The following is a 24,416-nucleotide window of genomic DNA, read 5'->3' on the forward strand; positions in this document are numbered from 1 at the left end:
GGCCTCCTCGTCAGATCTGCGGTCGTCCTGCGCAAGCGTGGACGACTGCTTCAGACCCTACCGGGGTCCGGTGTCCGTCGCGTACGGACGGACTCAGATGCCGACCTTGATGCGGCTGAAGCGCACCAGGGTGACACCGGCCTCGTCCAGAACCTTCTGGACGGACTTCTTGTTGTCCAGCGCGTACGGCTGGCCGAGCAGGGTGGCTTCCTTGAAGAAGCCGTTGACGCGACCCTCGACGATCTTGGCGATGGCAGCCTCGGGCTTGCCCTCCGCGCGGGTGATCTCCTCGGCGACGCGACGCTCGGACTCGACCTTCTCGGCCGGCACGTCTTCCTTGGCGAGGTACTGCGGGGCGAACGCGGCGATGTGCTGCGCGACGCCGCGAGCGACCTCGGCGTTCTCCTTGTCGAGCTCGACCAGGACGCCGATCTGGAACGGCAGGTCGGGCATCGTGCGGTGCATGTACGCCGAGACGTAACCGCCGGTGAACTGCGCGAAGCGGTCCAGGACGATCTTCTCGCCGAGGTTGGCGTTGGCCTCGTCCACGAACGCCTGGACGGTCTTGCCGGGAGCGATCTCGGACGCGAGCAGCGCCTTGAGGTCGGCCGGGGAGGTCGCGGCGATGTGAGCGGCCAGCTCGTTGGTGACGGCCTGGAACTTGTCGCCCTTGGCGACGAAGTCCGTCTCGCACTTCAGCTCGACGAGGACACCGGAGGTGTTGTCGTCGGCGATCAGGGAGGCGACGGCACCGTTCTCGGCAGAACGGCCCTCGCGCTTGGCGACGCCCTTCTGACCCTTGATGCGGAGCGCCTCGATGGCCTTGTCGACGTCGCCGTCGGACTCGACCAGTGCGTTCTTGCAGTCCATCATGCCGACGCCGGTGAGCTCGCGGAGCTTCTTGACGTCAGCGGCGGTGTAGTTCGCCATGAGTCTGTGATTCTCTCTCGAAGTCGTAGATCTACGGGTGAACGGCGGAGGAGTCGCGCTTGTGGCGCGGCTCCCCCGCCGTCATCGTCCGTGCTGTGAGTGCCCGGCGCGTGAACGCCGGGCGCTCTCAGTGGGTCAGGCCTGCTCGGCGTCGGCGGCCGGAGCGTCGGCGGCCGGAGCCTCGACAGCCTCGGCGTCCGCGGCCGGAGCCTCGACGGCCTCGGCGGCGGGGGCCTCGGCAGCGGCCTCGGCCGGAGCGGCCTCGGCGTCGTCAGCCTTCTTCTCGCCCTCGAGGAGGTCGCGCTCCCACTCGGCGAGCGGCTCGGCGGCGGCCTTCTCGCCCGGCTTCGAGTCGCCGGTCGCAGCGCCGGAGCGGGCGATGAGGCCCTCGGCGACGGCGTCGGCGATCACGCGGGTGAGCAGGGTGACGGAGCGGATCGCGTCGTCGTTGCCCGGGATCTTGTAGTCGACCTCGTCGGGGTCGCAGTTGGTGTCGAGGATCGCGACGACCGGGATGTGGAGCTTGCGCGCCTCACCGACGGCGATGTGCTCCTTCTTGGTGTCGACGATCCAGACGGCGCTGGGAACCTTCGACATCTCGCGGATACCACCGAGGGTCTTCTCCAGCTTGATCTTCTCGCGAGAGAGGACCAGGAGCTCCTTCTTGGTGAGGCCCGAGGCGGCGACGTCCTCGAAGTCGATCGCCTCAAGCTCCTTCAGACGCTGAAGGCGCTTGTAGACGGTCGAGAAGTTGGTGAGCATGCCACCCAGCCACCGCTGGTTGACGTACGGCATGCCGACGCGCGTCGCCTGCTCGGCGATGGCTTCCTGAGCCTGCTTCTTGGTACCGACGAACATGATGGAGCCACCGTGCGCGACGGTCTCCTTCACGAACTCGTAGGCGCGGTCGATGTACGACAGCGACTGGAGCAGGTCGATGATGTAGATGCCGTTGCGCTCCGTGAAGATGAAGCGCTTCATCTTCGGGTTCCAGCGGCGGGTCTGGTGACCGAAGTGGACGCCGCTTTCCAGCAGCTCCCGCATCGTTACGACGGCCATGGCCATCTCCTTGTTTTCTCGGTTTGGTTCCTGACGCCCCGCCGCGCCCTGCCCCCTGAGAGGGGACCGAGAGACGCTTTCACGTGGCCTGACCGGCCGGTGCTGGGGCGTGCGAAGTCGACCCGGTGACCCGGATCGCCACAAGAAGTGTACGGGACCCGGCGGTATGCCGGGTGACGCGTTTGTCCACACCGGCCCGGCCGTCCACAGGCCCCCGCGAGGTCCGGCGACCGCCCGGCACGCTGGCCCGCATGACGACACTGCTGCTCACACTGCTGCTCGCGCTGTCCCAGGCGTTCACCTCGGGAGTGCGCCCGCTGCCGCCCCCGCTGGTCGTGGCCCGCTGGTGGGATCCGCCCCCGACCCCGTACGCCGCCGGACACCGGGGCGTGGACCTCGCGGCGCCGGTGGGCACGGAGATCAGGGCCCCGGGCCCCGGCCGGGTCCACCACGCCGGACCGGTGGCGGGGCGGGGGGTCCTTTCGCTCACCCTCCCGGGCGGGCTGCGCACCACCTACGAGCCGGTCCGTCCACTCGTCGTCGAGGGGGAGGAGGTCGTGGCGGGGCAGGTGGTGGCGGTCCTCACCGAGGGCGCGCACTGCCCGCTGCCCTGCCTGCACTGGGGTCTCCTGGCCGGCGAGACCTACCTCAACCCGCTGAGACTGCTCCCCCGGCCGACTCCCCGGCTGCTTCCCGGTCCCGGTCCGGAGCACCCCGGCCAGGAGCACCCCGGTCGGGAGCACCCGCGCCTGGAGTGACGCGCCGGCCACTCGCCGGCCGGGACGGGCACGCGCTCCCGAGGGTCAGCCCCGGACGCCCCGCAGCGCCATGGCGACGGCGGCGTCCGTGACCACGACCGGATCCTCCGCGGCGCCCAGCTCGATCCGCCGGACGGCCGCGTCCACGACGCCTTGGAGCAGCATCGCCGCGAGGCGCGGTTCGGCGTGCCCGAGGCCCGCGAGCGCCTCGACGATCATCGCGACCAGTCCCCCGTGCGCGGCGCGGATCTTCTCCCGCGCGCCGGCGTCCAGCTCGCTGGCCGAGATCGCGACGACCGCGCGGTGTCGCCGGTCGCCCACGAGCCCGAGCTGGCTGCGGACGTAGGCCTCGATCTTGGCTTCAGGCGACTCGGCGCAGGCCATGGCCGCCTCGATCTCGGCGGCCCACACGGGGAAGTCCACCGCGCACAGCTCTTCGACGACGGCCGCGCGCGACCGGAAGTACTCGTAGACGGACGACCGGGCGAGGCCGGTCCGCTCCGCCAGTGCGGGGAAGGTCAGCGCCTCCGTACCGCCTTCGGACAACAAGGAACGCGCGGCGTCCAACAGGGCGCCGCGCTGCATCGACCGGTGCTCGGCCACGGAGGCCGCTCGAATCCTGGGCACACGACCACTCTACGGACGTCCCGCAAGGGCCGGCCCCTTCAGCGCCCCACATCCGCCAGCTTCGCCCGAAGCTGGAGGACCGACTTGGTGTGGATTTGACTGACCCGACTCTCGGTGACGCCCAGCACGTTGCCGATCTCCGCGAGCGTGAGGCCCTCGTAGTAGTAGAGCGTCACGACGGTCTTCTCCCGGTCCGGGAGGGTGTTGATGGCCCTGGCCAGCAGCCGGCGCAGTTCGCGGTCCTCGGCGACGGCGACCGGGTTGTCAGCGGCGTGGTCCTCGAGGGTGTCCATCAGGGAGAGCCGGTCGCCGCCCTCCCCGCCCACGTGCAGGAGTTCCTCCAGGGCGACCACGTTGGCGAGGGACAACTGACTGAATACGGTGTGGAGTTCCTCGACCGCGATGCCCATCTCTCCCGCGACCTCGTGCTCGGTCGGGGTGCGCCGCAGTTGGGCCTCCAGCGTGGCGTAGGCCCGCTCGACGGCCCGCGCCTTCTGCCGCACGGAACGCGGGATCCAGTCGAGGGCCCGGAGTTCGTCGATCATCGCGCCGCGGATGCGGGTGATGGCGTAGGTCTCGAACTTGATGGACCGTTCGATGTCGAACTTCTCGATGGCGTCGATCAGTCCGAAGACTCCCGAGGAGACGAAGTCGGCCTGTTCCACATTGGGCGGAAGGCCGACGCTGACCCGGCCCGCGACGTACTTGACCAGCGGCGAGTAGTGCAGGATCAACTGCTCCCGCAGTCGCTCGTCACCGGAGTCCTTGTACGAGCGCCACAGCACCTCCAGGGACGAGGGCGCGGTGGACCGCACGCTGCCGCGGGCAGCGGGGGGCACCGCAGCGCGGTCAGACCCTGAGGTGTGCTGGGGCATGCTTCGCCTTTGCCGGAGCCGGATTCGTTGGGAGCGTAGCGTGACGGAAGTGTCGCGGTGCGCGAAGAGTACGGGATCCCGCGCGGCCGTCGGGGCGCCCCGACCGGCACGGACGGCCCCGGACCGGCGCCTCGCGCACGGTCCCGACGACTGCCAACCGGAACACCGCGTCTCTCATCGGCTTCACTCTTTCACCGGAACGCCCCAGGTCAATGACCGCCTCGCCGGGTGGCGTCGGTTTGTGCGCCTCCTCTCGACCTCCGCATGGTCAACTGCCAGCCGTCGCCCTGCCGTTCGACGAACCCCAGAGAGTGAAGTTCGTACAGTCTGCCGATGACTTCATCGGTGCCGGCGCCCGCGGCGACGGCAACCTCCTCCGCCGGCGCGGGCCGGTGCGCCGGCAGGGCTTCGAGCACCCGCGCCGCGCCCGGGTCCAGCAGGTCCCGGGCGAGCACGGGCCCGCGCCGCTCGGGAGCCAGCTCGCCCATGCCGCCGACCAGCTCGATCACCTCCGCGGCGTCCGTGACGAGCACCGCCTCGCCGCGCAGCAGTTCGTGGACCCCCGCGGAGAGTCCGCTGGTGGCCGGGCCGGGGGTGCCCATGGTGAACCGGCCGAGCGCCTGGGCCCGCCGGGCCGTGACCAGGGAGCCGCTGCGGTGGGCCGCCTCGATGACGACCGTGCCCCGCGTGAGGGCGGCGATGACCCGGTTGCGCAGCACGAACCTGCTCCGGGTGGGATGACTGCCGGGCGGCAACTCCCCCAGGATCAACCCCTGGCCCGCGATCCGGCCGAGGAGCCCGGCGTGCCCCTTGGGGTACGCCACGTCCACCCCGCAGGCCAGCACCGCGGCCGTGGCCCCGCCCGAGGCGAGGGCTCCTCGGTGGGCCGCGCCGTCGATGCCGTAAGCGGCCCCGGAGACGACGACCCAGCCGCGCTCGGCGAGCCCGGCCGCCAGGGTCTGCGCCATGTGGGCCCCGTACGGGGTGCACGCGCGGGCCCCGACCACGGCGACGGAGCGCAGCGCCCAGGTCCGCAGGTCCGGTCCGCCCCGGAGCCAGAGCCCCACGGGCCGTGCGTCGCCGAGGTCGTCCAGTTGGGTCGGCCACTGGGCCGACCCCGGGCAGACGAACCGCACGCCCGCCCCGGCGGCGGTCTCCAGGTCCCGCAGGGGGTCGGCCAGGGCGGCCCGTCCACGGTATCCGGCGAGCCGCTCGGGCCCCACCCCGGCCGGCGCCCCGGTTCCCGGATCGGGGTCGGTCAGGCGCCGCATGAGTTCCACGGCGCCCAGCTCCCGGAGCAGGCGCCCGCCCTGCCCGTCCCCCGGTTCCAGGACCCGGGTCAGGGCGGCCCGCGCCACCGTCTCCGCCTCGGTTTCCGCCTCCCCGGTCATGCTCCGCCCCCCGCCGCCCCCACGATCCGCGTCGCCCCGCGGGGGATCCCGGTCCGCAGCTCCAGCGCGACGGCCACGTCCGGCGCCTCGGGGCGGTCCCGGCCCCGCAGGTCGGCGACGGTCCAGGCGACGCGGAGCACCCGGTCCAGCCCCCGCGCCGTCAACAGACCGCGTTCCAGGTCCCGCTCGGCCTGGACCAGCGCGCCCGGGGCCACCTGCCAGCGGGTGCGGAGCTGGTGACCGGGGACCTCGGAGTTGAGCCGCCAGGGGGTCTCGGCGAGCCGGGTGGCGGCGCGGTCCCGGGCCTCACCGACCCGGGCGGCGACCACCGCGCTGGACTCGCCCCGGCCCGGCCCGGCCAAGAGGTCGCGGCGGCTGACGGGTTCGACCTCGACCCGCAGGTCGACCCGGTCGAGCAACGGGCCGGAGAGCCTGGCCTGGTAGCGCCGGATCACCGAGGACGGACATTCGCAGCCGCCCCCGTGCACGGTGTGCCGGCCGCAGGGGCACGGGTTGGCCGCGAGCACCATCAGGAACCCGGCCGGCAGCCTTACCACTCCGGCGGCCCTGGCGATGACCACGTGCCCCGCCTCCAGCGGCTGCCGCAGCGCGTCGAGCGCCTTGACCCCGAACTCGGCGGCCTCGTCCAAAAAGAGCACCCCCCGGTGGGCCAGGGACACCGCCCCCGGCCTGGGCACCCCGGCCCCGCCGCCGACCAACGACTGCATCGTCGCGGAGTGGTGGGGCGCGCAGTACGGGGGCCTGGCGACGAGCGGTTCGCCGGGCGGAAGGATTCCCGCGACCGAGTGGACGGCCGTCACCTCCAGGGAGTCCTGTCGGGTGAGCGGCGGCAGGATCCAGGGCAGCCGCTCGGCGAGCATCGTCTTGCCCGCCCCCGGGGGTCCGCTGAGGAACAGGTGGTGTCCGCCGGAGGCCGCCACCTCCAGGGCCCGGCGGGCGGCGTACTGTCCGGCGACGTCCGCCAGGTCGGGATGCTCGGAGCCGTCCCCGCCGACGCGGGAGATCCCGCTGCCGAGCCCCGCGCCCGGTACGAGCAACCCGGCCAGCATCGGATCGGGCCGACCGGCCGGCTCGGGCTCCTCCTCGGGCACCTCCCCGTCGGTGAGCACGGCGATCAGTTGGCGAAGGCTGCTCACGCCGAGGACGGAGACGTCCGGGACCAGCATGGCCTCGGCCGCGCATTGTCGGGGCACCACCACCTGCCGGTACCCGGCCTCGGCCGCGGCGAGCACGGCCGGGAGGATCCCGCGGACCGGGCGCACCCGGCCGTCGAGCCCCAGTTCCCCGATGAGGACGAGGTCGGCGATCACCTCCGGTTCGACCACCTCGGCGGCGCCGAGGACCGCCACCGCCACGGCGAGGTCGAAGCCGGCTCCCGACTTGGGCACGGAGGCCGGACTGAGTCCGACCGTGAGCTTCTTCTGGGGCCACTGGGCCCCGGAGTTCACGACCGCGGCCCGCACCCGGTCCCGGCTCTCCACGAGGGTCTTGTCGGGCAGCCCGACGAGGGTGAAGGCCGCGACCCCCGGTTCCAGGTCGGCCTGGACCTCGACGACCACGCCCTCGACACCCACCAGGGCGACCGAGCAGGCCCGTGCGAACCCCATCAGGCCACCCCCCTGACGTGTTCCACCACGGGCGCGCCGCGCCGCGGCAGCAGGACGCCGACCAGATCGATCCGCACGCCGCCCGGAGGCGGTCCGCCGTGGTCGGCGAGCCAGCGCCCGGCGAGCCGTCGGAGCCGTTCGGCCTTGCCCGGCCGCACGGCGGCCATGGGGTGTTCGAAAGCGGGGTGTTCGGGCGGTCCTGCCCTGCGCGTCTTGACCTCGCACACGACGAGGGCGTCGCCGTCCCGCGCGACGATGTCGATCTCCCCGCTGCGACATCGCCAGTTCCGGGCGATCACCGTCATCCCGGCCTCGGCCAGCCGACGCACCGCCAGTTCCTCGCCGTACCGCCCCAACGCCTGCTGTGCCACGCTCTTCGCGTTCATCCGGCACCACCTCCGGCACCGACGATCGCGCGTCCCCGCCCACCGAGTGGATCTTGGTGGACAACCGGGGGATTGTGGAGAACCCCGCCACCCACAGGGGTGACGGGGTGCCCGTCAACTGCCCGGGAGTTCGAGGTCGCTCTTGTTGAGCTCCTCGATGTTCACGTCCTTGAAGGTCAGCACCCGTACCTGCTTCACGAAGCGAGCCGGCCTGTACATGTCCCAGACCCAGGCATCGGCCATCGAGACCTCGAAGAAGACCTCCCCCTGAACCGAGTGCACCTGCATCTCGTAGTCGTTGGTGAGGTAGAAGCGACGTTCCGTCTCGATCACGTACTTGAACAGCCCGACGACGTCGCGGTACTCCCGATAGAGCTTCAGCTCCATCTCGGTCTCGTACTTCTCGAGGTCCTCGGCGCTCATGGCATGTTCCCCTTCAGCCGTGCGTCCCCCTATTGTGCGCCAGGCCCCCGCGCCCCTAAACGATTTCCGGGGCCAGGACCACCGGCGTACCCGGAGGACCGTCGTCGAGCAGCCTACGGAGCAGCTCGGCGAGTCTGGTCGGGTACACCGTCTCACGTGCCGCGAGAAGTTCCTCGGAGGTCCACCACCTGGCCTCGATCACGCTGCGGCGCTCCAGGTCGGTGAGCCCGCTCATGTCGGTGTCTGTGCGGGTGGTCCGGGCGAGGAAGTACCACTCGTCCTGTTCCCAGCGCCGCCCGTCGAAGGGGAACGCGCAGTGGCGTCGCCACAGCACCGGCCCCAGTTCCACCTCGGTGATCCCGGTCTCCTCGGCGAGCTCCCGCAGCGCGGCCTCCTCCCGACTCTCCGCCCCCTCCAGGCCGCCGCCCGGGGTGAACCACCAGTCGTCCGCCGGATCAGACGGTTCGAAGCCGTGCAGCAGCAGGATCCGGTCCTCGGGGTCCAGCAGGATCACCCGGGCCACCTTGCGCGGGCCCTCGGCCCGCTCAGCGGGCATCGGACCGCTCCCGTCGCCCGCGCCCGAGGACCCGTGCGAGGGGCCCGTACGCCGCGCCCACCACCACGAGGGCGGCGCCGAGCACGATGGCGATCACCTGGAGTCGCAGCGGCCCGGGCGACGAGACGCCGCCGGCCAGGGACCGGTACGTCGTCGGCCGCTCCAGCATCGTCATGGAGGGCCACGCCCGCGCGTCCACCCGGCCGTTGACCGCCGAGCGGGGCACCGTGCCCTGACCGGCCTCCTGGAGATGCGCGCGGGAGTCCAGCGAGCCGGCCCGCCGGTCGCCCAGCAGGAAGAGGTTGCCCTCGGGGACCGTCACCTCGAACAGGGTGTCCGAGGCCGCCCTGCCCGGCGGGGCCGCGCCTTCGAGGGCCACGGCGGGCTTCGCGTCGTCGATGTACGGCTCGTCCAGCTCCCGGCCGTTCACGGTGAGCCGGCCGCCCGCGCCGCAGCACTTCACGGTGTCGCCGTCGATGCCGACGACGCGCTTGACCATGGGGGTGTCGCTCCACAACGAGTCGGTGAAGATCACCACGTCTCCGCGCCGCACCTCGCCCCCGTCGATCCGCTGCGCGAGCACCCTGTCCCCCGGGCGCACGGTGGGCACCATCGAGTCGGTCGGCACCGTGTACGGCTGGTAGATCACGGCTCCCCAGACGAAGCCGCCGAGGAAGAGCACGAAGCCGATGGCCACGGCGATTCCCGACAACACGTTGCCGAGACCGCCGCGGCCATCGCTGCCACCGCTCATGTCTTGTGTTCCGCCCATTCCAGCGCCCCCACACTTCGGAGATCGGTGACCTGGGCGGCACCCTACCGGGCGGTACGGCCCTTGGTCAGCCTCCGTCGACGCCACATGACCAGCGGAACCGCGCCCGTGAGCCCCAGCGCGGCCGGACCGAGCCCGACGGGCGCGAGGCCGGCGGCCCCGAGGCCGAGGGCGGTCGCCTTGGCCTGGTCGCCGATGCCCGGCTGGTCGAAGGTGTCCGGAATCGGGAGGGTGGACCAACGGGTGACCGGCCACGCCACGACCACGGCCCGCCCGACGACGTCCTTGACCGGAACGAACCCGCGCGTCGAGTCCTGCTGGTGGTAGCGGGAGTCCTGGGAGTTCTGCCGGTGGTCGCCCATGACCCAGATCGAGCCCTTGGGGACGACGAGGGGGCCGAAGGGGAAGTCGTCACAAGGGGTGTTGCCGGGGAAGATGTACGGCTCGTCCAGCTCCTTGCCATTGACGACGACAGGCCCCCCCTTCTTGCACTCGACCGTGTCCCCGCCGATGGCGATGGTCCGCTTGATCAGGTCCTTCTCGTCCGCGGACGGCATCAAGCCGATCTTGCTGAGCACCTGCTGCATGAAGTTGGGCTCCGGGGTGGCCTCACCGGACAGCCAGTTCGCGGGGTCGTGGAAGACGACGACCTCACCGCGCTCGGGCTCCGAGCCGAACCACGGGGTCAGCTTGTCCACCAGCACCCGGTCGCCCCGCTGCAGGGTGTTCTGCATCGAGTCGGACGGGATCGAGAACGCCTGCACCAGGAAGGTCTTGATGAGCAGGGCCAGCAGCAGGGCGATACCGATGAGGAGCGGCAGCTCCTTCCAGAACGAACGCTGCGGGCGCGCCTCGGCGCCCTCGTCCTCCGCGTCGTCCTTCGCGAACTCGGCATCGCTCCCCACGGCGTCGTCCGGCCGCTCCTCGCCCTCGTCGCGTCCGGATCGTGCGCCTACCGCCACATCCCCCACATCCACTCCCTCACATCGGAAATCACCGCCCGTGCCGGATCGGGAACGGGCCCTCCCCTCCCCTAACGAGCGGGAGTTCCCTAAGGCTCGGGAGACCGAGGACACACTATGCGACCGGCGTGCCCCGACGACGCCCACGAGGCCCGCGCCGTCCGCGTCGTGCCTGATCGGGGACGGTGAGGAAGGTCGCCGGCTGCTCCAGCCCGCGCCAGTGGTCGTACGGCCAGGCGATCACCACCGCCTTCCCGACGACCCCCTCCTCTCCGATGGTGCCCTCGAAGCCCTCGTCGAGGTGGAAGCGGGAATCGGCGGAATTCGCGCGGTGGTCGCCCATCACGAACAGCCGGCCCTCCGGCACCCGGACCGTGAAGCGGATCTCCGAGGGGGCGTTGCCCGGGTTCACGTACGGCTCGTCGAGCGGCGCACCGTTGACGGTGATCCGCCCCTTGGTGTCACAGCAGGTGACCGTGTCCCCGCCGACACCGATGACCCGCTTGATCAAGTCCTGTTCATCGGCGGAGGGCAGCAGCCCGATGAAGGTCAAGACCTCCTTGACCTGCTTGACCACGACCGGGTCCTTGGGCGGCCTGGTGGTCTCTCCCTTGAGCCAGCCACCGGGGTCCTTGAACACGACGACGTCGCCCCGCTCGACCTTGGAGCCGAACCACGGCGTCAGCTTGTCGACCAGGACCCGGTCGCCGATCCGGATCGTCTGCTCCATCGAGCCCGAGGGGATGAAGAAGGCCTGTACGAGGAAGGTCTTGAGGAGCAACGCGATGAACAGGGCCACCACGACGAGCAGCGGCACCTCGCCGACCCGTCGGGTACGTCTGCGTCTCTTGACCCGGCGCGCCAGCCGGCGGCGTTCGGCGCGGCTGCCCCCGTCGGACTCGCGCACGGGCGTCGTGGGCACCGGCCCTCGTGGCGGCGCCGCGGGTCTCGACGGCGCCTCCACCCAGTGCTCGGGCTCCCGGCGACCGCGTCCGCGCCGTCGCCGGCTACCCATGTCCGCCGCCCGCGGGCCCCGCCGCGCCCCAACGCGAGAGCGGCCAGCCGATCCAGTCGGCACGCCCGATCACTCTCTCCACCGGCACCATCCCCCCGCCCGGCTCCCCGAGGTGGTCCCGGGAGTCCCGGGACTGGGAGCGATGATCACCCATGACCCACAGGGTCCCAACGGGTACGACGATCCGGAAGGGCACCTTGGACGCGGTGTCCCCCGGGAACAGGTAGGGCTCGTCGAGCGTTGTGCCGTTGACCCGGATCCGGCCGCCCGCGTCGCAACAGACCACGTCGTCACCGCCCACCCCCACCACCCGCTTCACGAAGTCGGTCTCGGACGGGTCCCCGATGCCCAGCGCGGACGCCGCGCCGCGCAGGCTCCCGCCCATCGAGCCTGATCCGGCCCTCTCCGGCACGAAGGAGCCCCTGCCGTCGAAGACGACGAGGTCCCCGCGCCGCGGCTGGTCGCCGAACCGGTAGGCGAGCTTGTTGACCAGGACCCGGTCACCGACCCGGAACGTCGGCTCCATCGATCGGCTCGGGATCAGGAAGGGCTGCAGCACGAAATTGCTGAGCAGCAGCAGGAACACGGTACAGATCACACCGAGCAGTCCGGCCCGCCTCCACGAGAACGCGAAACGCGACCGCCCCTCCCCCTGATCGGGGGAGGAGTGGCCGCGTCGTGTGAGCTCTGCTTCGGTGTCCATCGGGTGCGAGCCTATCCGGCCCGCCCCTGGACCCGGAGATGAGATCAGCGGTCGCGCTTCTCCTTGATCTTCGCGGCCTTGCCGCGGAGCTCACGGAGGAAGTACAGCTTGGCGCGACGCACGTCACCGCGGGTGACGATCTCGATCTTCTCGAAGATCGGGGAGTTCACCGGGAAGGTGCGCTCGACACCGACGCTGAAGGAGACCTTGCGAACGGTGAAGGTCTCGGAGACGCCGGCGCCCTGACGGCGGATGACGACACCCTTGAACTGCTGGATACGGGAGCGGTTGCCCTCGATCACGCGGACGTGCACGTTGATCGTGTCACCGGGGCGGAAGGCCGGGACGTCGGAGCGGATCGAGGCGGCGTTGACGCCATCGAGCAGGTGAGACATGTGCTTCGTCTGCTTTCTTCGCACGGCGCCACAGGTCGCCGAAGCGGGTTTCCGGAGAGAATTCGGGAGCCGCGTCACTCGACGGACGACGATCCCCCTGTGGCAGGGGCGCCCGCGAGCACACAGCAGCCGCCTATTCTTCCACGGCCTGGGGCCGGAGCCAAAATCGGCCGTCGGCGGAGGGCTTCCAGCCGAGGGCGTCGAGCATCGCCCTGTCCTTCTTGTCGAAGGCGGACGCCTCACAGCGCTCGATCAGGTCGGGGCGGTTCGCGGCGGTGCGACGGAACGCCTCGTCGCGGCGCCAGCGCGCGATCTTCCCGTGGTGGCCGCTCAGCAACACGTCCGGGATTCCCCGGCCGCGCCACTGCGGGGGCTTGGTGTAGACGGGCCCCTCCAGCAGGTTGGCCATGTCGCCGGGGGCGAAGGAGTCGTCGCGGTGCGACTCGGCGTTGCCGAGGACTCCGGGAAGCAGCCGTGCCACGGCCTCGGTGACGACCAGGACGGCCGCCTCGCCGCCCGCCAGGACGTAGTCGCCGATGGAGACCTCGTACACCGGCAGGCGCGTCGCGTACTCGTCCATCACGCGCCGGTCGATGCCCTCGTACCGGGCCGGGGTGAAGATCAGCCAGGGGCGCTCGGAGAGCTCGACGGCGAGTTCCTGGGTGAAGGGCCTGCCGCTGGGCGTCGGGACGACGATGACCGGGCCGTGCGCGCCGGCCTCGTAGCCGTCGGCGAGCGCCGCGTCCAGGGCCTCGCCCCACGGGTCGGTCTTCATGACCATGCCCGGGCCGCCACCGTAGGGGGTGTCGTCGACCGTGTTGTGGCGGTCGTACGTCCACTCCCGCAGGTCGTGTACGTGAACGTCGAGCTGCCCGCGGGCCCGGGCCTTCCCGACGAGGGAGACGTTCAACGGCTCCAGGTACTCGGGGAAGATCGTGACGACGTCGAGACGCATCAGACGTCTGCCCCGGGAGCGGTGGCCTCGTCGTCCTTGTCGCCCTCGTCGTCCTTGTCGCCCGCGTCGTCGCGCGCGGATGCGATCACCGCGCGGTCGTCGATCAGCCCGGGCGGCGGGGTGATGACACAGCGCTGCTCTTCCAGGTCGATCTCGGCGACGATCTCCTCGACGAAGGGGATCATCACCTCGGTCCCGTCGGGCCGTTCGACGATGAACAGGTCCTGCGAGAGCAGGTGGGAGATCTCGGTGATCCGACCGATCTCGGTGCCGTCCTCCAGCACCACGTCCAGGTCCATCAGCTGGTGGTCGTAATACTCGTCGGGCTCTTCCGGCAGTTCCGCCGGGTCCACGTCCGCGATGAGCAGGGTGTTCCGCAGCGCCTCGGCGCCCGTGCGGTCCTTCACCCCGGCGAAGCGCAGCAGCAGCCTGCCGCTGTGCACCCGGCCCGTCTCGATGGTCAGCGGGCCCGCGGACGCCGGTTCGGTCTGGAGCACGGCGCCGGGTCCGAGCCGCAGTTCGGGCTCGTCGGTCCGTACCTCGACGGTGACCTCACCCTTGATCCCGTGGGCGCGGCCGATCCGCGCGACTACCAGCTGCACTGTGTGTCTCTCCTGTTCAGACGACGACGGGCCGGGGCGGGCACGTATGCCCTCCCCGGCCCGTGCCGGTGATTCACGCTTTCAACGGACAGGTCTCAGCGGACCTGGTCCACGTCGACGAGGTCGACGCGGATCCCCCGGCCGCCGATGGCGCCCACGACCGTACGCAGAGCACGTGCGGTGCGGCCGTTGCGACCGATCACCTTGCCCAGGTCGTCCGGGTGGACCCGGACTTCCAGCACCTGCCCGCGGCGCAGGTTGCGCGAGGCGACCTGCACTTCGTCGGGGTTGTCCACAATGCCCTTCACGAGGTGCTCAAGAGCCTCCTCGAGCATGCTCAGGCCTCGGTCGACTCGGCGGTGGCCTCAGCCTCGTCCGCCTTCTTGTCGGCCTTCTTCGCCTTCTGCGTGATGGCCTCGCCCTTGGTCTCGCCGATGCCCTCGAGGGCCTTGGCGAACTCGTCGAACGTGCGGCGCTTGCTCTCCTTGGTCTCCGGCTGCAGCAGCGGCGCGGGGGCCGGGAGGCCCTTGTGCGCCTGCCAGTCACCGGTCAGCTTCAGGATGGCGAGCACGGCCTCGGTGGGCTGGGCGCCGACCGAGAGCCAGTACTGCGCACGCTCGGCGTTGACCTCGATGCGCGACGGGTTGTACGTCGGGTGGTACAGACCGATCTCTTCGATCGCACGACCATCGCGGCGGGTGCGCGAGTCGGCGACGACGATGCGGTAGTGCGGCTGGCGAATCTTGCCGAGGCGCTTGAGCTTGATCTTGACTGCCACTGGAGTGGTGTCTCCTGAACTTGACGTGGTTGGGCACATGAGATGCCACGTGGGGTTGCGGTACTCGGGTGCCCGATGGACGCGTCAGCCGGAGGAGAGAGGGGTCCTATGCGACTGTCGAGTACAGCTAGCCATTGTGCCACATGCCTGCGGCGCTTCCTCTCGGGGAGCGGTGATCGGCGGCACGCGGAGGCGCGCCACCGATGCCGCCGCCACCGGGTGCGGGCCGCACCGGGCCCGTGCGGGCCCGGGAGGTGCCTTCAGGAGGCGGCGGCCGAGACGGCCACCTCGGGAATCCGGAACGGTTTCATGCAGCCCCCGCAGACGATGGGCGCCTGGGCCAGGACGGACGGGACGACCCGTACGTTCCGGCCGCAGTCGCAGACCGCCTTGACCCGCACACCGCCACCGGACGAACCGTGGCGGGCGGCCGGCCCTCGGAAACTGCGCTTGGTGTCGGCGGCGGTGGCGACCGTGTGCGCCTTCAGCGCGCGGTGCAGCCGCTCGATGGTCGGGCGGTAGCGCCGCTTCGCCTCGGGGTTGAGCGAGACCAGGGAGAAGCCGCTGCTGGCGTGCGGTTCCTCGGAGTGGTCCAGCCCCATCTCCTCGGCGATCGCGAGGAATCTGCGGTTGTGGTAGCGGCCGGCCCGCGAGGTGTCGCGGACTCCACGGGCGGCTGCGATGCCGTGGACTGCCTCGTGCAGCAGTCGCTCGAAGGAGAGCTCGGCGCCGCAGGCGGACGAGGACTCTCCGATCAGGGACTCGGGCGCGGCAAGGTCAGGCAGCTCGGGGTGGTACCGCTGAATATCGGCCCACGCCTGCGCCAGCTCTGCGGCGAGAACAGGTGGTGTCGTGCTCACGTCGTGACAACGAGCCGGGGTGCCCCGGTGTTCCGATTCCGGGCCATTCCAAATTTTTTGCACGTACCAGTCAGTTCAGTCTCATGCGTCCTGACGAGGACGGGTGCGCATATCCCCGGAGGAGTCGGTACGTAACGAGGCCCAACGACAGCCGCCCCCGGTGCGCGGCACGGGGCCGCACGCCCGGGGGCGGGTCGGTGGATCAGTACGAGCGCGCGACGATCGCGAGGGTTCCCGGGGCGTCGTCCGCCTGCGGAACCGACCCGTCGGGTGCGATCAGGCAGCGTACGGAGACGGCCTGTTCGGCCAGCTTGGCCTCGCCCTCGGGGCCCAGGTCGGCCCACGGGATGCGCGCCCAGCCACCGGCGATGGCGGCCTCGGCGGCCTCCTCGATGGTCGCGACGTCGGAGGTGCGGGCCTCGCGGCGCTCGCGGGACTCGCGCAGCAGTTGCGCCTGGTCCTCCTCCAGCACCTTGGGCAGCAGGTCGAGCAGCGCGGAGATCTGCACGGCCTCCTTGCCGCCCGGGATCCGGCGGGCGAGCATCGCGGTGCCGGCCTCCAGGTCTCGGGGGCCGATCTCGATGCGGACCGGTACGCCCTTGAGCTCCCAGTCCACGGCGCGGCGGCCGAAGGGGGTGTCGACGCGGTCGTCGACCTGCACGCGGATGCCCGCGGCCTTGAGCTGGGCGCCCAGCTCGCGGACCTTGGTCACGGCCTCGTCGCCCTTGATCGCCATGACGACGACCTGGACGTGCGCGAGGCGCGGCGGGACGCGCAGGCCGTTGTCGTCGCCGTGCGACATGATCAAGCCGCCGACCATGCGGGTCGAGACGCCCCACGAGGTCTGCCAGACCAGCTCCTGCTTGCCTTCCTTCGACAGGTACTGCGTGTTGAAGGCCTTGGCGAAGTTGGTGCCCAGCTCGTGGCTGGTGCCCAGCTGGAGGGCCTTGCCGTCGCCCATCATGCCCTCGAGGGTGAGGGTGTTGATGGCGCCGGCGAAGCGCTCCTTGGCGGTCTTGCGGCCGAGCACGACGTCGATGCCGAGCACGTTCGTCATGAAGTCGCCGTAGACGTCCGTGTGGATGCGGGCCGCGTAGTCGCGGGCGTCCTCGTAGGTGGCGTGGGCGGTGTGGCCCTCCTGCCAGAGGAACTCGCTCGTACGGAGGAACACGCGCGGGCGCATCTCCCAGCGGACCACGTTGGCCCACTGGTTGATCAGCAGGGGCAGGTCGCGGTAGCTCTGGACCCACTTCGAGAAGTAGTCGTTGATGATCGTCTCGGAGGTGGGGCGGACGACGACCGGCTCGTCGAGTTCCTTGCCACCGCCGTGCGTGACGACCGCGAGCTCGGGGGCGAAGCCCTCCACGTGCTCGGCTTCCCGGGTCAGGTAGGACTGCGGGATGAACAGCGGGAAGTACGCGTTCTGGGCGCCCGCGTCCTTGATGCGCGCGTCCATCTCCTGCTGCATCCGCTCCCACAGCCCGTAGCCGTACGGTCGGATGACCATGGTGCCGCGTACCGGACCGTTGTCGGCCAGCTCGGCCTTGTTGATCAGATCCTGGTACCAGCGGGGGAAATCCTCCGCCTGGGGGGTGAGAACGGGTGCCTTTGCCATGGCGCGAATGGTACGGCGCCGCGCACGCGATGCGTGAATCGGGTGGCGCGTTCCTCTGGACGCGGGGGCGAATGGGGAGTTCCCTGGCAACGGGGGCCAGGGGGCGACAAAGGAATCAGGAGCGCTCTTTCGATGACACCGACGCCGACGGCGACGCTCGTCGCCCGGGACTGGGCGGAGATCCAGGAACGGATGCTGGTACCGCTGTACGAGGCCGTCTACGAACGGCTGGAGGTCGGGCCGGGCGACCGGCTGCTGGGCCTCGATTGCGGGGCCGGGCTGGCCCTGCTGTTGGCCGCAGGGCGGGGAGCCCTGGCCACGGGCGTGGAGGCGGACCCGGCACGCCGGGCGCTGGCCCGTGAGCGGCTGTTGGAGGTGGTCGCCGCTCCCCCGGCGTCGCCGGCGCGTCCGTACGACGTCGTGCTGGCCTTCACGCCCCGCCCTCGGGACCTGACGGCGGCCCTGTCGGCGGTCCGGCGGGGCGGCGTGGTGGTGCTGGCCGACTGGGGTCCGGCGGAGCGGTGCACGGTGCCGGCGGTGCTCGGCGGCGGGCCGGCCCCGCGGGACCTGGACGCGATGGTGGCGTCGGCCGGGCTGGTGCCGGACGGGTCGGGGCGGGTGTTCTGCCCGTTCGGTTACGCGGACGTGGACAGCGCGGTGCGCGGGCTGCTGTCGACCGGGATGTACGAGCACGCGGACACGGCCCAGGTCGAGAAGGAACTTGCCGAGGCGCTTCACCCGTACGAACGAGCCGACGGGTCGGTCTGGTTGCCGAACATCTTCCGGTACGTGGTCGCCCGGACGGCCTAACGGGCCGGGTCGCGTGTCCGGCTATTCGTGGAGGCGCGCGATGCCCGCCGCGGCGTAGGCGGCGGGCTCGTCCAGGGTCTCGTTCGCGAGCAGCGCCTCGGCGAGCGCGTCCAGCTTGTCGCGGTTCTCGCGCAGCAGCCGGCATGCGTCCTCGTAGCACTCGTCGACGATCCGTCGCATCTCGTGGTCGACGGCGTCGAGGGTGGCGGGCGCCGCGAGGAGGCCGTACGGGCTCTGCGCGTCCGCCGGGATCGCGGTGAGCCGGCCGATCCGCTCGCTCATGCCCCAGCGGCCCACCATGCCGCGGACGATGTTGGTGACCTGTTCGAGGTCGTTCTCCGCGCCCGTGGTGATGACCGCGTACACCACCTGCTCGGCGGCCATTCCGCCGAGCGCGCCGATGACGCGGCCCCGGAGGTACTCCTCGGTGTAGGCGTACCGGTCGGCGTCCGGGGTCGAGAGGGTGACGCCGAGCGCCCGGCCGCGCGGCACGATGGTGATCTTGCGGACGGGGTCGGCGCCCGGCTGGAGCATGCCCAGGAGGGCGTGGCCGCTCTCGTGGTAGGCGGTGCGGCGGCGCTCCTCGTCGGGCATGACCAGGGGGCGTTCGGCACCGAGTTGGACCTTCTCCAGTGCGTCGGACAGGTCGGCCTGGGTGACCGCGCCCTGTCGGCGCTTGACCGCCAGCAGGGCGGCCTCGTTGGCGAGGTTGGCCAGTTCGGCGCCGGTCATGCCCGGGGTCGTGCGGGCCACCCGGGCGAGGTCCACGCCGGGCGCGAGCGGGATGTCGCGGGTGTGGATGCGCAGGATCGCCTCGCGGCCGGCCTTGTCGGGCGGGGAGACGACGACGGTGCGGTCGAACCGGCCGGGGCGGGTCAGGGCGGGGTCGAGGACGTCGGCGCGGTTGGTGGCGGCGAGGACGACGACCCCCTCGGAGCCGGAGAAGCCGTCCATCTCGGTGAGGATCTGGTTGAGGGTCTGTTCGCGCTCGTCGTGGCCGCCCATGGCGGCGCCGCCGCCGCGCGCGCGGCCGATGGTGTCGATCTCGTCGATGAAGATGATCGCGGGGGCCACCTTGCGGGCCTCGGAGAAGAGTTCCCGTACCCGGGAGGCGCCGACGCCGACGATCATCTCGATGAACTCGGAGGCGGAGGCGGAGAAGAAGGGCACCCCGGCCTCGCCGGCGACGGCGCGAGCCAGCAGGGTCTTGCCGGTGCCGGGGAGGCCGGCGAGCAGGACCCCGCCGGGCATGCGGGCGCCCAGCTTGCGGTACTCCTGCGGGTTCTTCAGGAAGTCGACGACGTCGTTCAGTTCGCCCTCGACCTCGTCGATGCCGGCCACGTCGTCGAAGGTGGTGCGTTTGGCGCCGGTCTCCGGTTCCACGGGCTTGGGCGGCGCCTTGCGGCCGAGCCCGCCCATGCCGCCCATGGCGGAGCCCATCCGTCGGGCGATGAACATCCACAGGACGACGAGCAGGAGGATGGGCGCGAGGGAGATCAGCAGGTTGGCGAGGAAGCTGCGCTGTTCGACGACCGGGGAGGCGGTGACGGTGACGCCCTTGGCGGTGAGGTTCGACCACAGCCGGTCGTCGGCGAAGGAGGGCCGCTGGGTGACGAACTTCGTGTAGTCGCCGTCCCCGTCGGGGGCGGGCTGCTTGTTCTTGAGCTGCCCCTGGATGGCGTCGCCCTTGGAGTAGATCTTCGAGACGTTGCCGTCGGCGACCTGCTTGCTGAACTCCGTGTACGAGATCGTCGGCTCGTCGCCCTCGTTGAAGAACGACAGCACGAGGTTGGTCAGCAGGAAGAGGATCAGCGCGGTGAGGATCAGCCCGCGCCAACCGCCCGGCATCCCCTTCTTGGCCGGCGGCGGGGTGGGCGGGGCGCCCTCGGAGCGCCAGGGGGTGTCGGCCCGGTCGCGCGGCGGTGCGGGGGTGGGGCTGGGCACGGGGCCTCCTTCTGCCGTCCTCCCGCCCGACGATAAGCGACATACCTGATCATTGCGCCCCGACGGCCGGGGACCTGGCACACGGAAGGGCCCCGGCCGCATCCCCGGCCGGGGCCCTCCTCGTACGCGTCGCGCGGTGCCGTCAGGCGGTCACTTCATGAACTTCTTGAACTCGTCCGGGAGGTCGAAGTCCTGGCCGGGCTGCGCACCGCCGGCCGGCAGACCGAACGGGTTGCCTGCGGCGGCGGGCTCGCCCGCCTGCGGACCCTGCTCGCGCCGGGCCGCGGCCGCGGCCTCCTCTTCCTTGCGCTTCATCGGGTTGCCGCTCTTGCGCTTGCCCTTGGCCTGCTTGACCTGCTTCTTCTGGCGGCCGGGGCCGCCACCCATCCCGGGGATGCCGGGCATGCCGGGCATCCCGCCGCCCTGGGCCATGCGGGACATCATCTTGCGGGCCTCGAAGAAGCGCTCGACCAGCGACTTCACGGCGCTGACCTCGGCGCCGGAGCCCTTGGCGATACGGGCGCGGCGCGAGCCGTTGATGAGGTGCGGGTCATGGCGCTCGGCCGGGGTCATCGACTTGATGATCGCGGCCATGCGGTCGACGTCGCGCTCGTCGATGTTGTTGATCTGGTCCTTGATCTGGCCCATGCCCGGCAGCATGCCGAGGAGCTTGGAAATGGAGCCCATCTTGCGGACCTGCTCCATCTGGGCCAGGAAGTCGTCGAGCGTGAACTCCTTCGGCCCCTTCGCCAGCTTGGCCGCCATCTTCTCGGCCTCGGCCTGGCTGAAGGTCTTCTCGGCCTGCTCGATCAGGGTGAGCATGTCACCCATGTCGAGGATCCGGCCCGCCATGCGGTCGGGGTGGAACGCGTCGAACTCGTCGAGCTTCTCGCCGTTCGAGGCGAACATGATCTGCTTGCCGGTGACGTGCGCGATGGAGAGCGCGGCACCGCCTCGGGCGTCGCCGTCGAGCTTGGAGAGCACGACGCCGTCGAAGCCGACGCCGTCACGGAAGGCCTCCGCGGTGTTGACCGCGTCCTGGCCGATCATGGCGTCGACGACGAAGAGGATCTCGTCGGGGCTGACGGCGTCGCGGATGTCCGCGGCCTGCCGCATCAGCTCCTGGTCGATGCCGAGGCGACCGGCGGTGTCGACGACGACCACGTCGTACTGCTTGGTACGGGCGTACTCGATCGAGTCCTTGGCGACCTGGACCGGGTCACCGACGCCGTTGCCGGGCTGCGGCGCGTAGACGGCGACGCCCGCTCGGTCGGCCACCACGGAGAGCTGGTTGACGGCGTTGGGGCGCTGGAGGTCACACGCCACGAGGAGCGGGGCGTGGCCCTGCCCCTTCAGCCACAGGCCGAGCTTTCCGGCGAGGGTGGTCTTACCGGCACCCTGGAGACCGGCGAGCATGATCACCGTCGGGGCGGTCTTGGCGAAGCGCAGCCGCCGGGTCTCGCCACCGAGGATGGAGACCAGCTCGTCGTTGACGATCTTGAGGACCTGCTGGCCCGGGTTCAGGGCCTTGGAGACCTCTTCGCCGCGGGCGCGCTCCTTGACGTTCGCGATGAAGGAGCGGACGACCGGGAGGGCGACGTCGGCCTCGAGGAGGGCGATACGGATTTCCCGCGCCGCAGCGTCGATGTCCTGCTCGGAGAGGCGGCCTTTGCCCCTGAGGGACTTGAAAGTCGAGGCAAGGCGGTCGGAAAGCGTATCGAACACGGTGGTCGCGATTCCTCAGGTCGGGGGCGTGTGGTCGCCCCCCAGGGTATCGGGCCGCGAGGCGGATGTACCCCCGGCCGTCCCAAGCGGCCGGGGGCCCGCCGGCGCACGGGTGGCGAGCAGGGGGCGCTGGGCTCGATCGACGGCGCCGCGCGGCCCCCGCCGGGGCCCGCGGAGGGCTCGGGCGAGGGCTCGGGCGAGAGTGGCCGGCGGCGTCAGCGCAGCGCCGCCTCCACCTCGGCGGCCAGCGCGGCGGCCGGGGCCGGCGGCAGCGGCTTGCCGTCCGCGTCGACCACGTACAGGGAGTCCACCGCGTTGGCGCCGAGCGTGGAGACGTGGGCGCTGCGGACCCGGACCCCCGCGGACTCCAGCGCCCGCCCGATGCGGTGCAGCAGCCCGACCGCGTCGGGTGCGCGCACCTCCAGCACCGTGGCCAGCGAGGAGACGTCCGGGACCACGGTGACCCGGGGCGGGGGCGGGACCACTCCGCGCCGCCGGGGGTAGGCCGACTCGCGCTCGGCCAGTTTCGCCGGCACGTCCAGGGAGCCGTCCAGCGCCCGGATCAGGTCGGTGCGCAGCCGTGCCGTCTCGGGCAGGGCCCCGTATTCGGCGGCGACCCGCCAGCGCAGTACCAGTACCTCCCCCGGCAGGTCGGACAGTTCCAGGTGGCGCAGGTCGGCGGCCCGTACGGTCAGCCGGTGCAGGGCCAGTACGCCGGCCGCCGCGGGGAGGACCCCGGGTTGGTCGGGGACGGCGACGACGAGTTCGACGCCGACGGCGTCCTCTTCCTGACGGGCGTGCAGCGCGAGCACCGGTTCGCCGGTGCGCAGCGCCTCGACCGCGAGGCGCTCCGCTTCGGTGGAGGGGATCTCCGGTTCGGTGACGGCGGGCGGCGCGCCGCGCAGGACGGCCGCGACGCGGGCGACGAGGTCGGCCACGAGGGAGCCGCGCCAGGCGCTCCAGGCGGCCGGCCCGGTGGCGAGGGCGTCGGCTTCGGTGAGCGCGTGCAGCAGTTCCAGGGTGCCCGTGGAACCGACGGCCTCCGCGACGGAGCGCACGGTGGCCGGGTCGTCGAGGTCGCGCCGGGTCGCGGTGTCGATCAGCAGGAGGTGGTGGCGGACGAGGACGCCGAGGACGGCGGTGTCCGGGGCGTCGAAGCCCACCCGGGTGGCCACGTCGCGGGCGATGGTCTCGCCGGCGACGGAGTGGTCGCCGGGCCATCCCTTGCCGATGTCGTGCAGCAGCGCGGCCATCAGCAGCAGGTCGGGGCGGCTCACCCGGCGGGTCATCTCCGAGGCGCGGACGGCGGTCTCGACCAGGTGCCGGTCCACGGTCCAGGTGTGCACGGGATTGCGCTGCGGCCGGCACCGGACCCGTTCCCAGTCGGGCAGCAGCCGTGTGATGAGCCCTTCCGCTTCGAGGGCCTCCCACACGCCGATGGTGGGCTCCCCGGCCCCGAGCAGTGTCAGGAGCTGTTCGCGGGCCTCGGCGGGCCAGGGCACGGGCAGGGACTTCGCCTGCGCCGCGAGTCGGCGCACGGAGTGCGGGGACACGGGCAGGCCGGCCTGCGCGGCGGCGGCGCCGAGCCGCAGCGCGAGCACCGGGTCCCGTTCGGGGCGCGCGGCCAGCGCCAGCACGGCCTCGCCGTCGGACTCCACGACGCCTTCGGCCAGCGGGGCGCGCGCCGACTCGGCCGGGCCCCGGCTCCCCAGCAGCCCGCGCAGGCGGGGGCGGGCGGAGCGGGCGCGCAGCACGCGTCCGACCTCGCGCCAGGTGACGTCTCCGGCGTACGCGACGACCCGCGCGGCCTCGTACACCTCGCGCAGCAGGGCGTCGGCGTCGAGCAGTCCGAGCCGCTCGGCGACCTGGTCCTGTTCCTGGAGGGAGAGCCGGTCGGTGGCCCGGCCGGTCACCAGGTGCAGGGCGTCGCGCGTGTCCAGCAGCTTGCGTCGGGCCTCGGCGAGTCCCTCGCGGGGGGCGTCGGCGAGCCAGGACGCGGCGACGGCCCGCAGCGCGGTGATGTCGCGCAGGCCACCGCGGGCCTCCTTGAGGTCGGGTTCGAGCAGGAAGCGCAGTTCGCCGGCCCGGTCGGCGCGCTCGCGGCTCAGGGCGTGCAGTTGCGGGAGTCGTTTGACGGCCTGGTTGCGCCAGTCGGCCAGGACGGAGGTTCGCAGGCCGGCGAGGAGTCCGGCGTCACCGGCGACGGGCCGGGAGTCGAGCAGTCCGAGGTGGACCTTGAGGTCCTCGGCGGCGGTCTTGCGGGCCTCCGCGGGGGTCCGTACGGAGTGGTCGAGGGCCACGCCGAGGTCCCACACGGGGTACCAGAGGCGGTCGGCCAGCGCGCCGAGCGCGCGGGGGTCGGCCTTGCCGTCGTGCAGGAGCAGCAGGTCGAGGTCGCTGCGCGGGGAGAGTTCGCCGCGGCCGTAGCCGCCGACGGCGACCAGCGAGGCGCCTCGTACGCCGGTCTCCCGCACGGCCCGGGCGAAGAGCGCCCGCAGCCAGTCGTCGGTCAGTGCGGCCAGGGCGGAACGCCGGGAAGGCCCGGACCGCGACTCCTCCTGGAGGAGTCGCAGCCGGGCCGCGGCGTAACCGCTGGGTCCCGAGTCGGCCGGTTCGGTCGTGGTCGCGTCCACACTCGTCACCCAGG

General features: G+C 71.7%; 25 protein-coding genes. 2 read left to right on the top strand and 23 right to left on the bottom strand.

Features of this window, described 5'->3' with window-relative positions; genetic code table 11:
* Positions 1-93 precede the first annotated feature (93 nt).
* Together tsf and rpsB are read right to left on the bottom strand one after the other, a co-directional pair.
* Positions 94-930: a translation elongation factor Ts gene (tsf, locus tag ACFYW3_RS20540; RefSeq protein ID WP_389386947.1), complete on the bottom strand. Its 837-nt coding sequence runs from the start codon at positions 928-930 to the stop codon at positions 94-96.
* A 135-nt stretch (positions 931-1,065) separates the two neighbouring features.
* Positions 1,066-1,989 (bottom strand): 30S ribosomal protein S2, encoded by a 924-nt coding sequence (gene rpsB / locus ACFYW3_RS20545; RefSeq protein ID WP_351754227.1) that lies wholly within the window; start codon positions 1,987-1,989, stop codon positions 1,066-1,068.
* Positions 1,990-2,240: 251 nt separating this feature from the next.
* Here rpsB and ACFYW3_RS20550 point away from each other — a divergent pair, with 251 nt between their 5' ends.
* A complete protein-coding gene (locus ACFYW3_RS20550; protein ID WP_389386948.1) occupies positions 2,241-2,747 on the top strand; it encodes a M23 family metallopeptidase in 507 nt (168 codons plus the stop codon).
* A gap of 45 nt (positions 2,748-2,792) precedes the next feature.
* Here the strand turns inward: ACFYW3_RS20550 and ACFYW3_RS20555 are convergent, their stop codons facing one another.
* The 18 genes from ACFYW3_RS20555 to proS form a co-directional block, all read right to left on the bottom strand.
* Positions 2,793-3,350, bottom strand: coding sequence for a TetR/AcrR family transcriptional regulator (locus ACFYW3_RS20555; RefSeq protein WP_389387009.1), 558 nt, complete (start codon positions 3,348-3,350; stop codon positions 2,793-2,795).
* A gap of 62 nt (positions 3,351-3,412) precedes the next feature.
* Positions 3,413-4,249, bottom strand: a complete 837-nt coding sequence (whiG, locus tag ACFYW3_RS20560) for an RNA polymerase sigma factor WhiG (RefSeq protein WP_351754232.1) — start codon at positions 4,247-4,249, stop codon at positions 3,413-3,415.
* 209 nt (positions 4,250-4,458) lie between these two features.
* Entirely contained in the window at positions 4,459-5,640 is a 1,182-nt protein-coding gene (gene dprA / locus ACFYW3_RS20565) for a DNA-processing protein DprA (protein ID WP_389386949.1), read from the bottom strand.
* The gene (locus ACFYW3_RS20570; RefSeq protein ID WP_351754238.1) at positions 5,637-7,268 is read right to left on the bottom strand and encodes a YifB family Mg chelatase-like AAA ATPase; all 1,632 of its coding nucleotides are present in this window, start codon (positions 7,266-7,268) and stop codon (positions 5,637-5,639) included. Before ACFYW3_RS20570 ends, dprA begins: the two co-directional genes overlap by 4 nt.
* A complete protein-coding gene (locus tag ACFYW3_RS20575) occupies positions 7,268-7,654 on the bottom strand; it encodes a YraN family protein (protein WP_351754241.1) in 387 nt (128 codons plus the stop codon). Before ACFYW3_RS20575 ends, ACFYW3_RS20570 begins: the two co-directional genes overlap by 1 nt.
* A 114-nt stretch (positions 7,655-7,768) precedes the next feature.
* Positions 7,769-8,077 carry a DUF2469 domain-containing protein gene (locus ACFYW3_RS20580; RefSeq protein WP_005311352.1) on the bottom strand — a complete coding sequence of 103 codons (309 nt, stop codon included), beginning with the start codon at positions 8,075-8,077 and terminating at the stop codon, positions 7,769-7,771.
* A 55-nt stretch (positions 8,078-8,132) separates the two neighbouring features.
* A complete protein-coding gene (locus ACFYW3_RS20585) occupies positions 8,133-8,633 on the bottom strand; it encodes an NUDIX hydrolase (RefSeq protein ID WP_351754244.1) in 501 nt (166 codons plus the stop codon).
* Complete coding sequence (gene lepB, locus ACFYW3_RS20590) at positions 8,623-9,387, bottom strand: signal peptidase I (RefSeq protein WP_389386950.1); 765 nt, start codon at positions 9,385-9,387, stop codon at positions 8,623-8,625. The genes ACFYW3_RS20585 and lepB (ACFYW3_RS20590) overlap by 11 nt, the downstream gene beginning before the upstream one ends.
* A 62-nt stretch (positions 9,388-9,449) precedes the next feature.
* The gene (lepB, locus tag ACFYW3_RS20595; protein WP_351380743.1) at positions 9,450-10,367 is read right to left on the bottom strand and encodes a signal peptidase I; all 918 of its coding nucleotides are present in this window, start codon (positions 10,365-10,367) and stop codon (positions 9,450-9,452) included.
* A 115-nt stretch (positions 10,368-10,482) separates the two neighbouring features.
* Positions 10,483-11,289, bottom strand: coding sequence for a signal peptidase I (lepB, locus tag ACFYW3_RS20600; protein ID WP_351754252.1), 807 nt, complete (start codon positions 11,287-11,289; stop codon positions 10,483-10,485).
* Between the two features lie 85 nt (positions 11,290-11,374).
* Entirely contained in the window at positions 11,375-12,085 is a 711-nt protein-coding gene (gene lepB / locus ACFYW3_RS20605; protein WP_351754254.1) for a signal peptidase I, read from the bottom strand.
* 44 nt (positions 12,086-12,129) lie between these two features.
* Complete coding sequence (gene rplS, locus ACFYW3_RS20610; RefSeq protein ID WP_351754257.1) at positions 12,130-12,480, bottom strand: 50S ribosomal protein L19; 351 nt, start codon at positions 12,478-12,480, stop codon at positions 12,130-12,132.
* A 133-nt stretch (positions 12,481-12,613) separates the two neighbouring features.
* Positions 12,614-13,435, bottom strand: a complete 822-nt coding sequence (gene trmD / locus ACFYW3_RS20615) for a tRNA (guanosine(37)-N1)-methyltransferase TrmD (RefSeq protein ID WP_351754259.1) — start codon at positions 13,433-13,435, stop codon at positions 12,614-12,616.
* A complete protein-coding gene (gene rimM, locus ACFYW3_RS20620; protein ID WP_389386951.1) occupies positions 13,435-14,037 on the bottom strand; it encodes a ribosome maturation factor RimM in 603 nt (200 codons plus the stop codon). The genes trmD and rimM overlap by 1 nt, the downstream gene beginning before the upstream one ends.
* Before the next feature lie 95 nt (positions 14,038-14,132).
* The gene (locus ACFYW3_RS20625; RefSeq protein WP_030011889.1) at positions 14,133-14,372 is read right to left on the bottom strand and encodes an RNA-binding protein; all 240 of its coding nucleotides are present in this window, start codon (positions 14,370-14,372) and stop codon (positions 14,133-14,135) included.
* A gap of 2 nt (positions 14,373-14,374) precedes the next feature.
* Positions 14,375-14,815: a 30S ribosomal protein S16 gene (rpsP, locus tag ACFYW3_RS20630; RefSeq protein ID WP_053675137.1), complete on the bottom strand. Its 441-nt coding sequence runs from the start codon at positions 14,813-14,815 to the stop codon at positions 14,375-14,377.
* A gap of 260 nt (positions 14,816-15,075) precedes the next feature.
* Complete coding sequence (locus ACFYW3_RS20635; RefSeq protein ID WP_053675136.1) at positions 15,076-15,675, bottom strand: hypothetical protein; 600 nt, start codon at positions 15,673-15,675, stop codon at positions 15,076-15,078.
* Positions 15,676-15,877: 202 nt separating this feature from the next.
* Positions 15,878-17,290: a proline--tRNA ligase gene (proS, locus tag ACFYW3_RS20640; protein WP_053675134.1), complete on the bottom strand. Its 1,413-nt coding sequence runs from the start codon at positions 17,288-17,290 to the stop codon at positions 15,878-15,880.
* A gap of 132 nt (positions 17,291-17,422) precedes the next feature.
* On the opposite strand from proS, the gene ACFYW3_RS20645 reads away from it, so the two are divergent.
* Complete coding sequence (locus tag ACFYW3_RS20645; RefSeq protein WP_351754266.1) at positions 17,423-18,100, top strand: methyltransferase type 11; 678 nt, start codon at positions 17,423-17,425, stop codon at positions 18,098-18,100.
* Between the two features lie 21 nt (positions 18,101-18,121).
* Here the strand turns inward: ACFYW3_RS20645 and ftsH are convergent, their stop codons facing one another.
* The 3 genes from ftsH to ACFYW3_RS20660 form a co-directional block, all read right to left on the bottom strand.
* On the bottom strand, positions 18,122-20,044 hold the full coding sequence (ftsH, locus tag ACFYW3_RS20650; RefSeq protein ID WP_389386952.1) for an ATP-dependent zinc metalloprotease FtsH: 1,923 nt from the start codon (positions 20,042-20,044) through the stop codon (positions 18,122-18,124).
* Positions 20,045-20,194: 150 nt separating this feature from the next.
* A complete protein-coding gene (gene ffh / locus ACFYW3_RS20655) occupies positions 20,195-21,769 on the bottom strand; it encodes a signal recognition particle protein (RefSeq protein WP_351754268.1) in 1,575 nt (524 codons plus the stop codon).
* A 215-nt stretch (positions 21,770-21,984) separates the two neighbouring features.
* Complete coding sequence (locus tag ACFYW3_RS20660; RefSeq protein ID WP_389386953.1) at positions 21,985-24,411, bottom strand: [protein-PII] uridylyltransferase; 2,427 nt, start codon at positions 24,409-24,411, stop codon at positions 21,985-21,987.
* Positions 24,412-24,416: the final 5 nt, after the last annotated feature.

This window comes from Streptomyces sp. NPDC002602, from assembly GCF_042889445.1.
Lineage (GTDB): Bacteria > Actinomycetota > Actinomycetes > Streptomycetales > Streptomycetaceae > Streptomyces.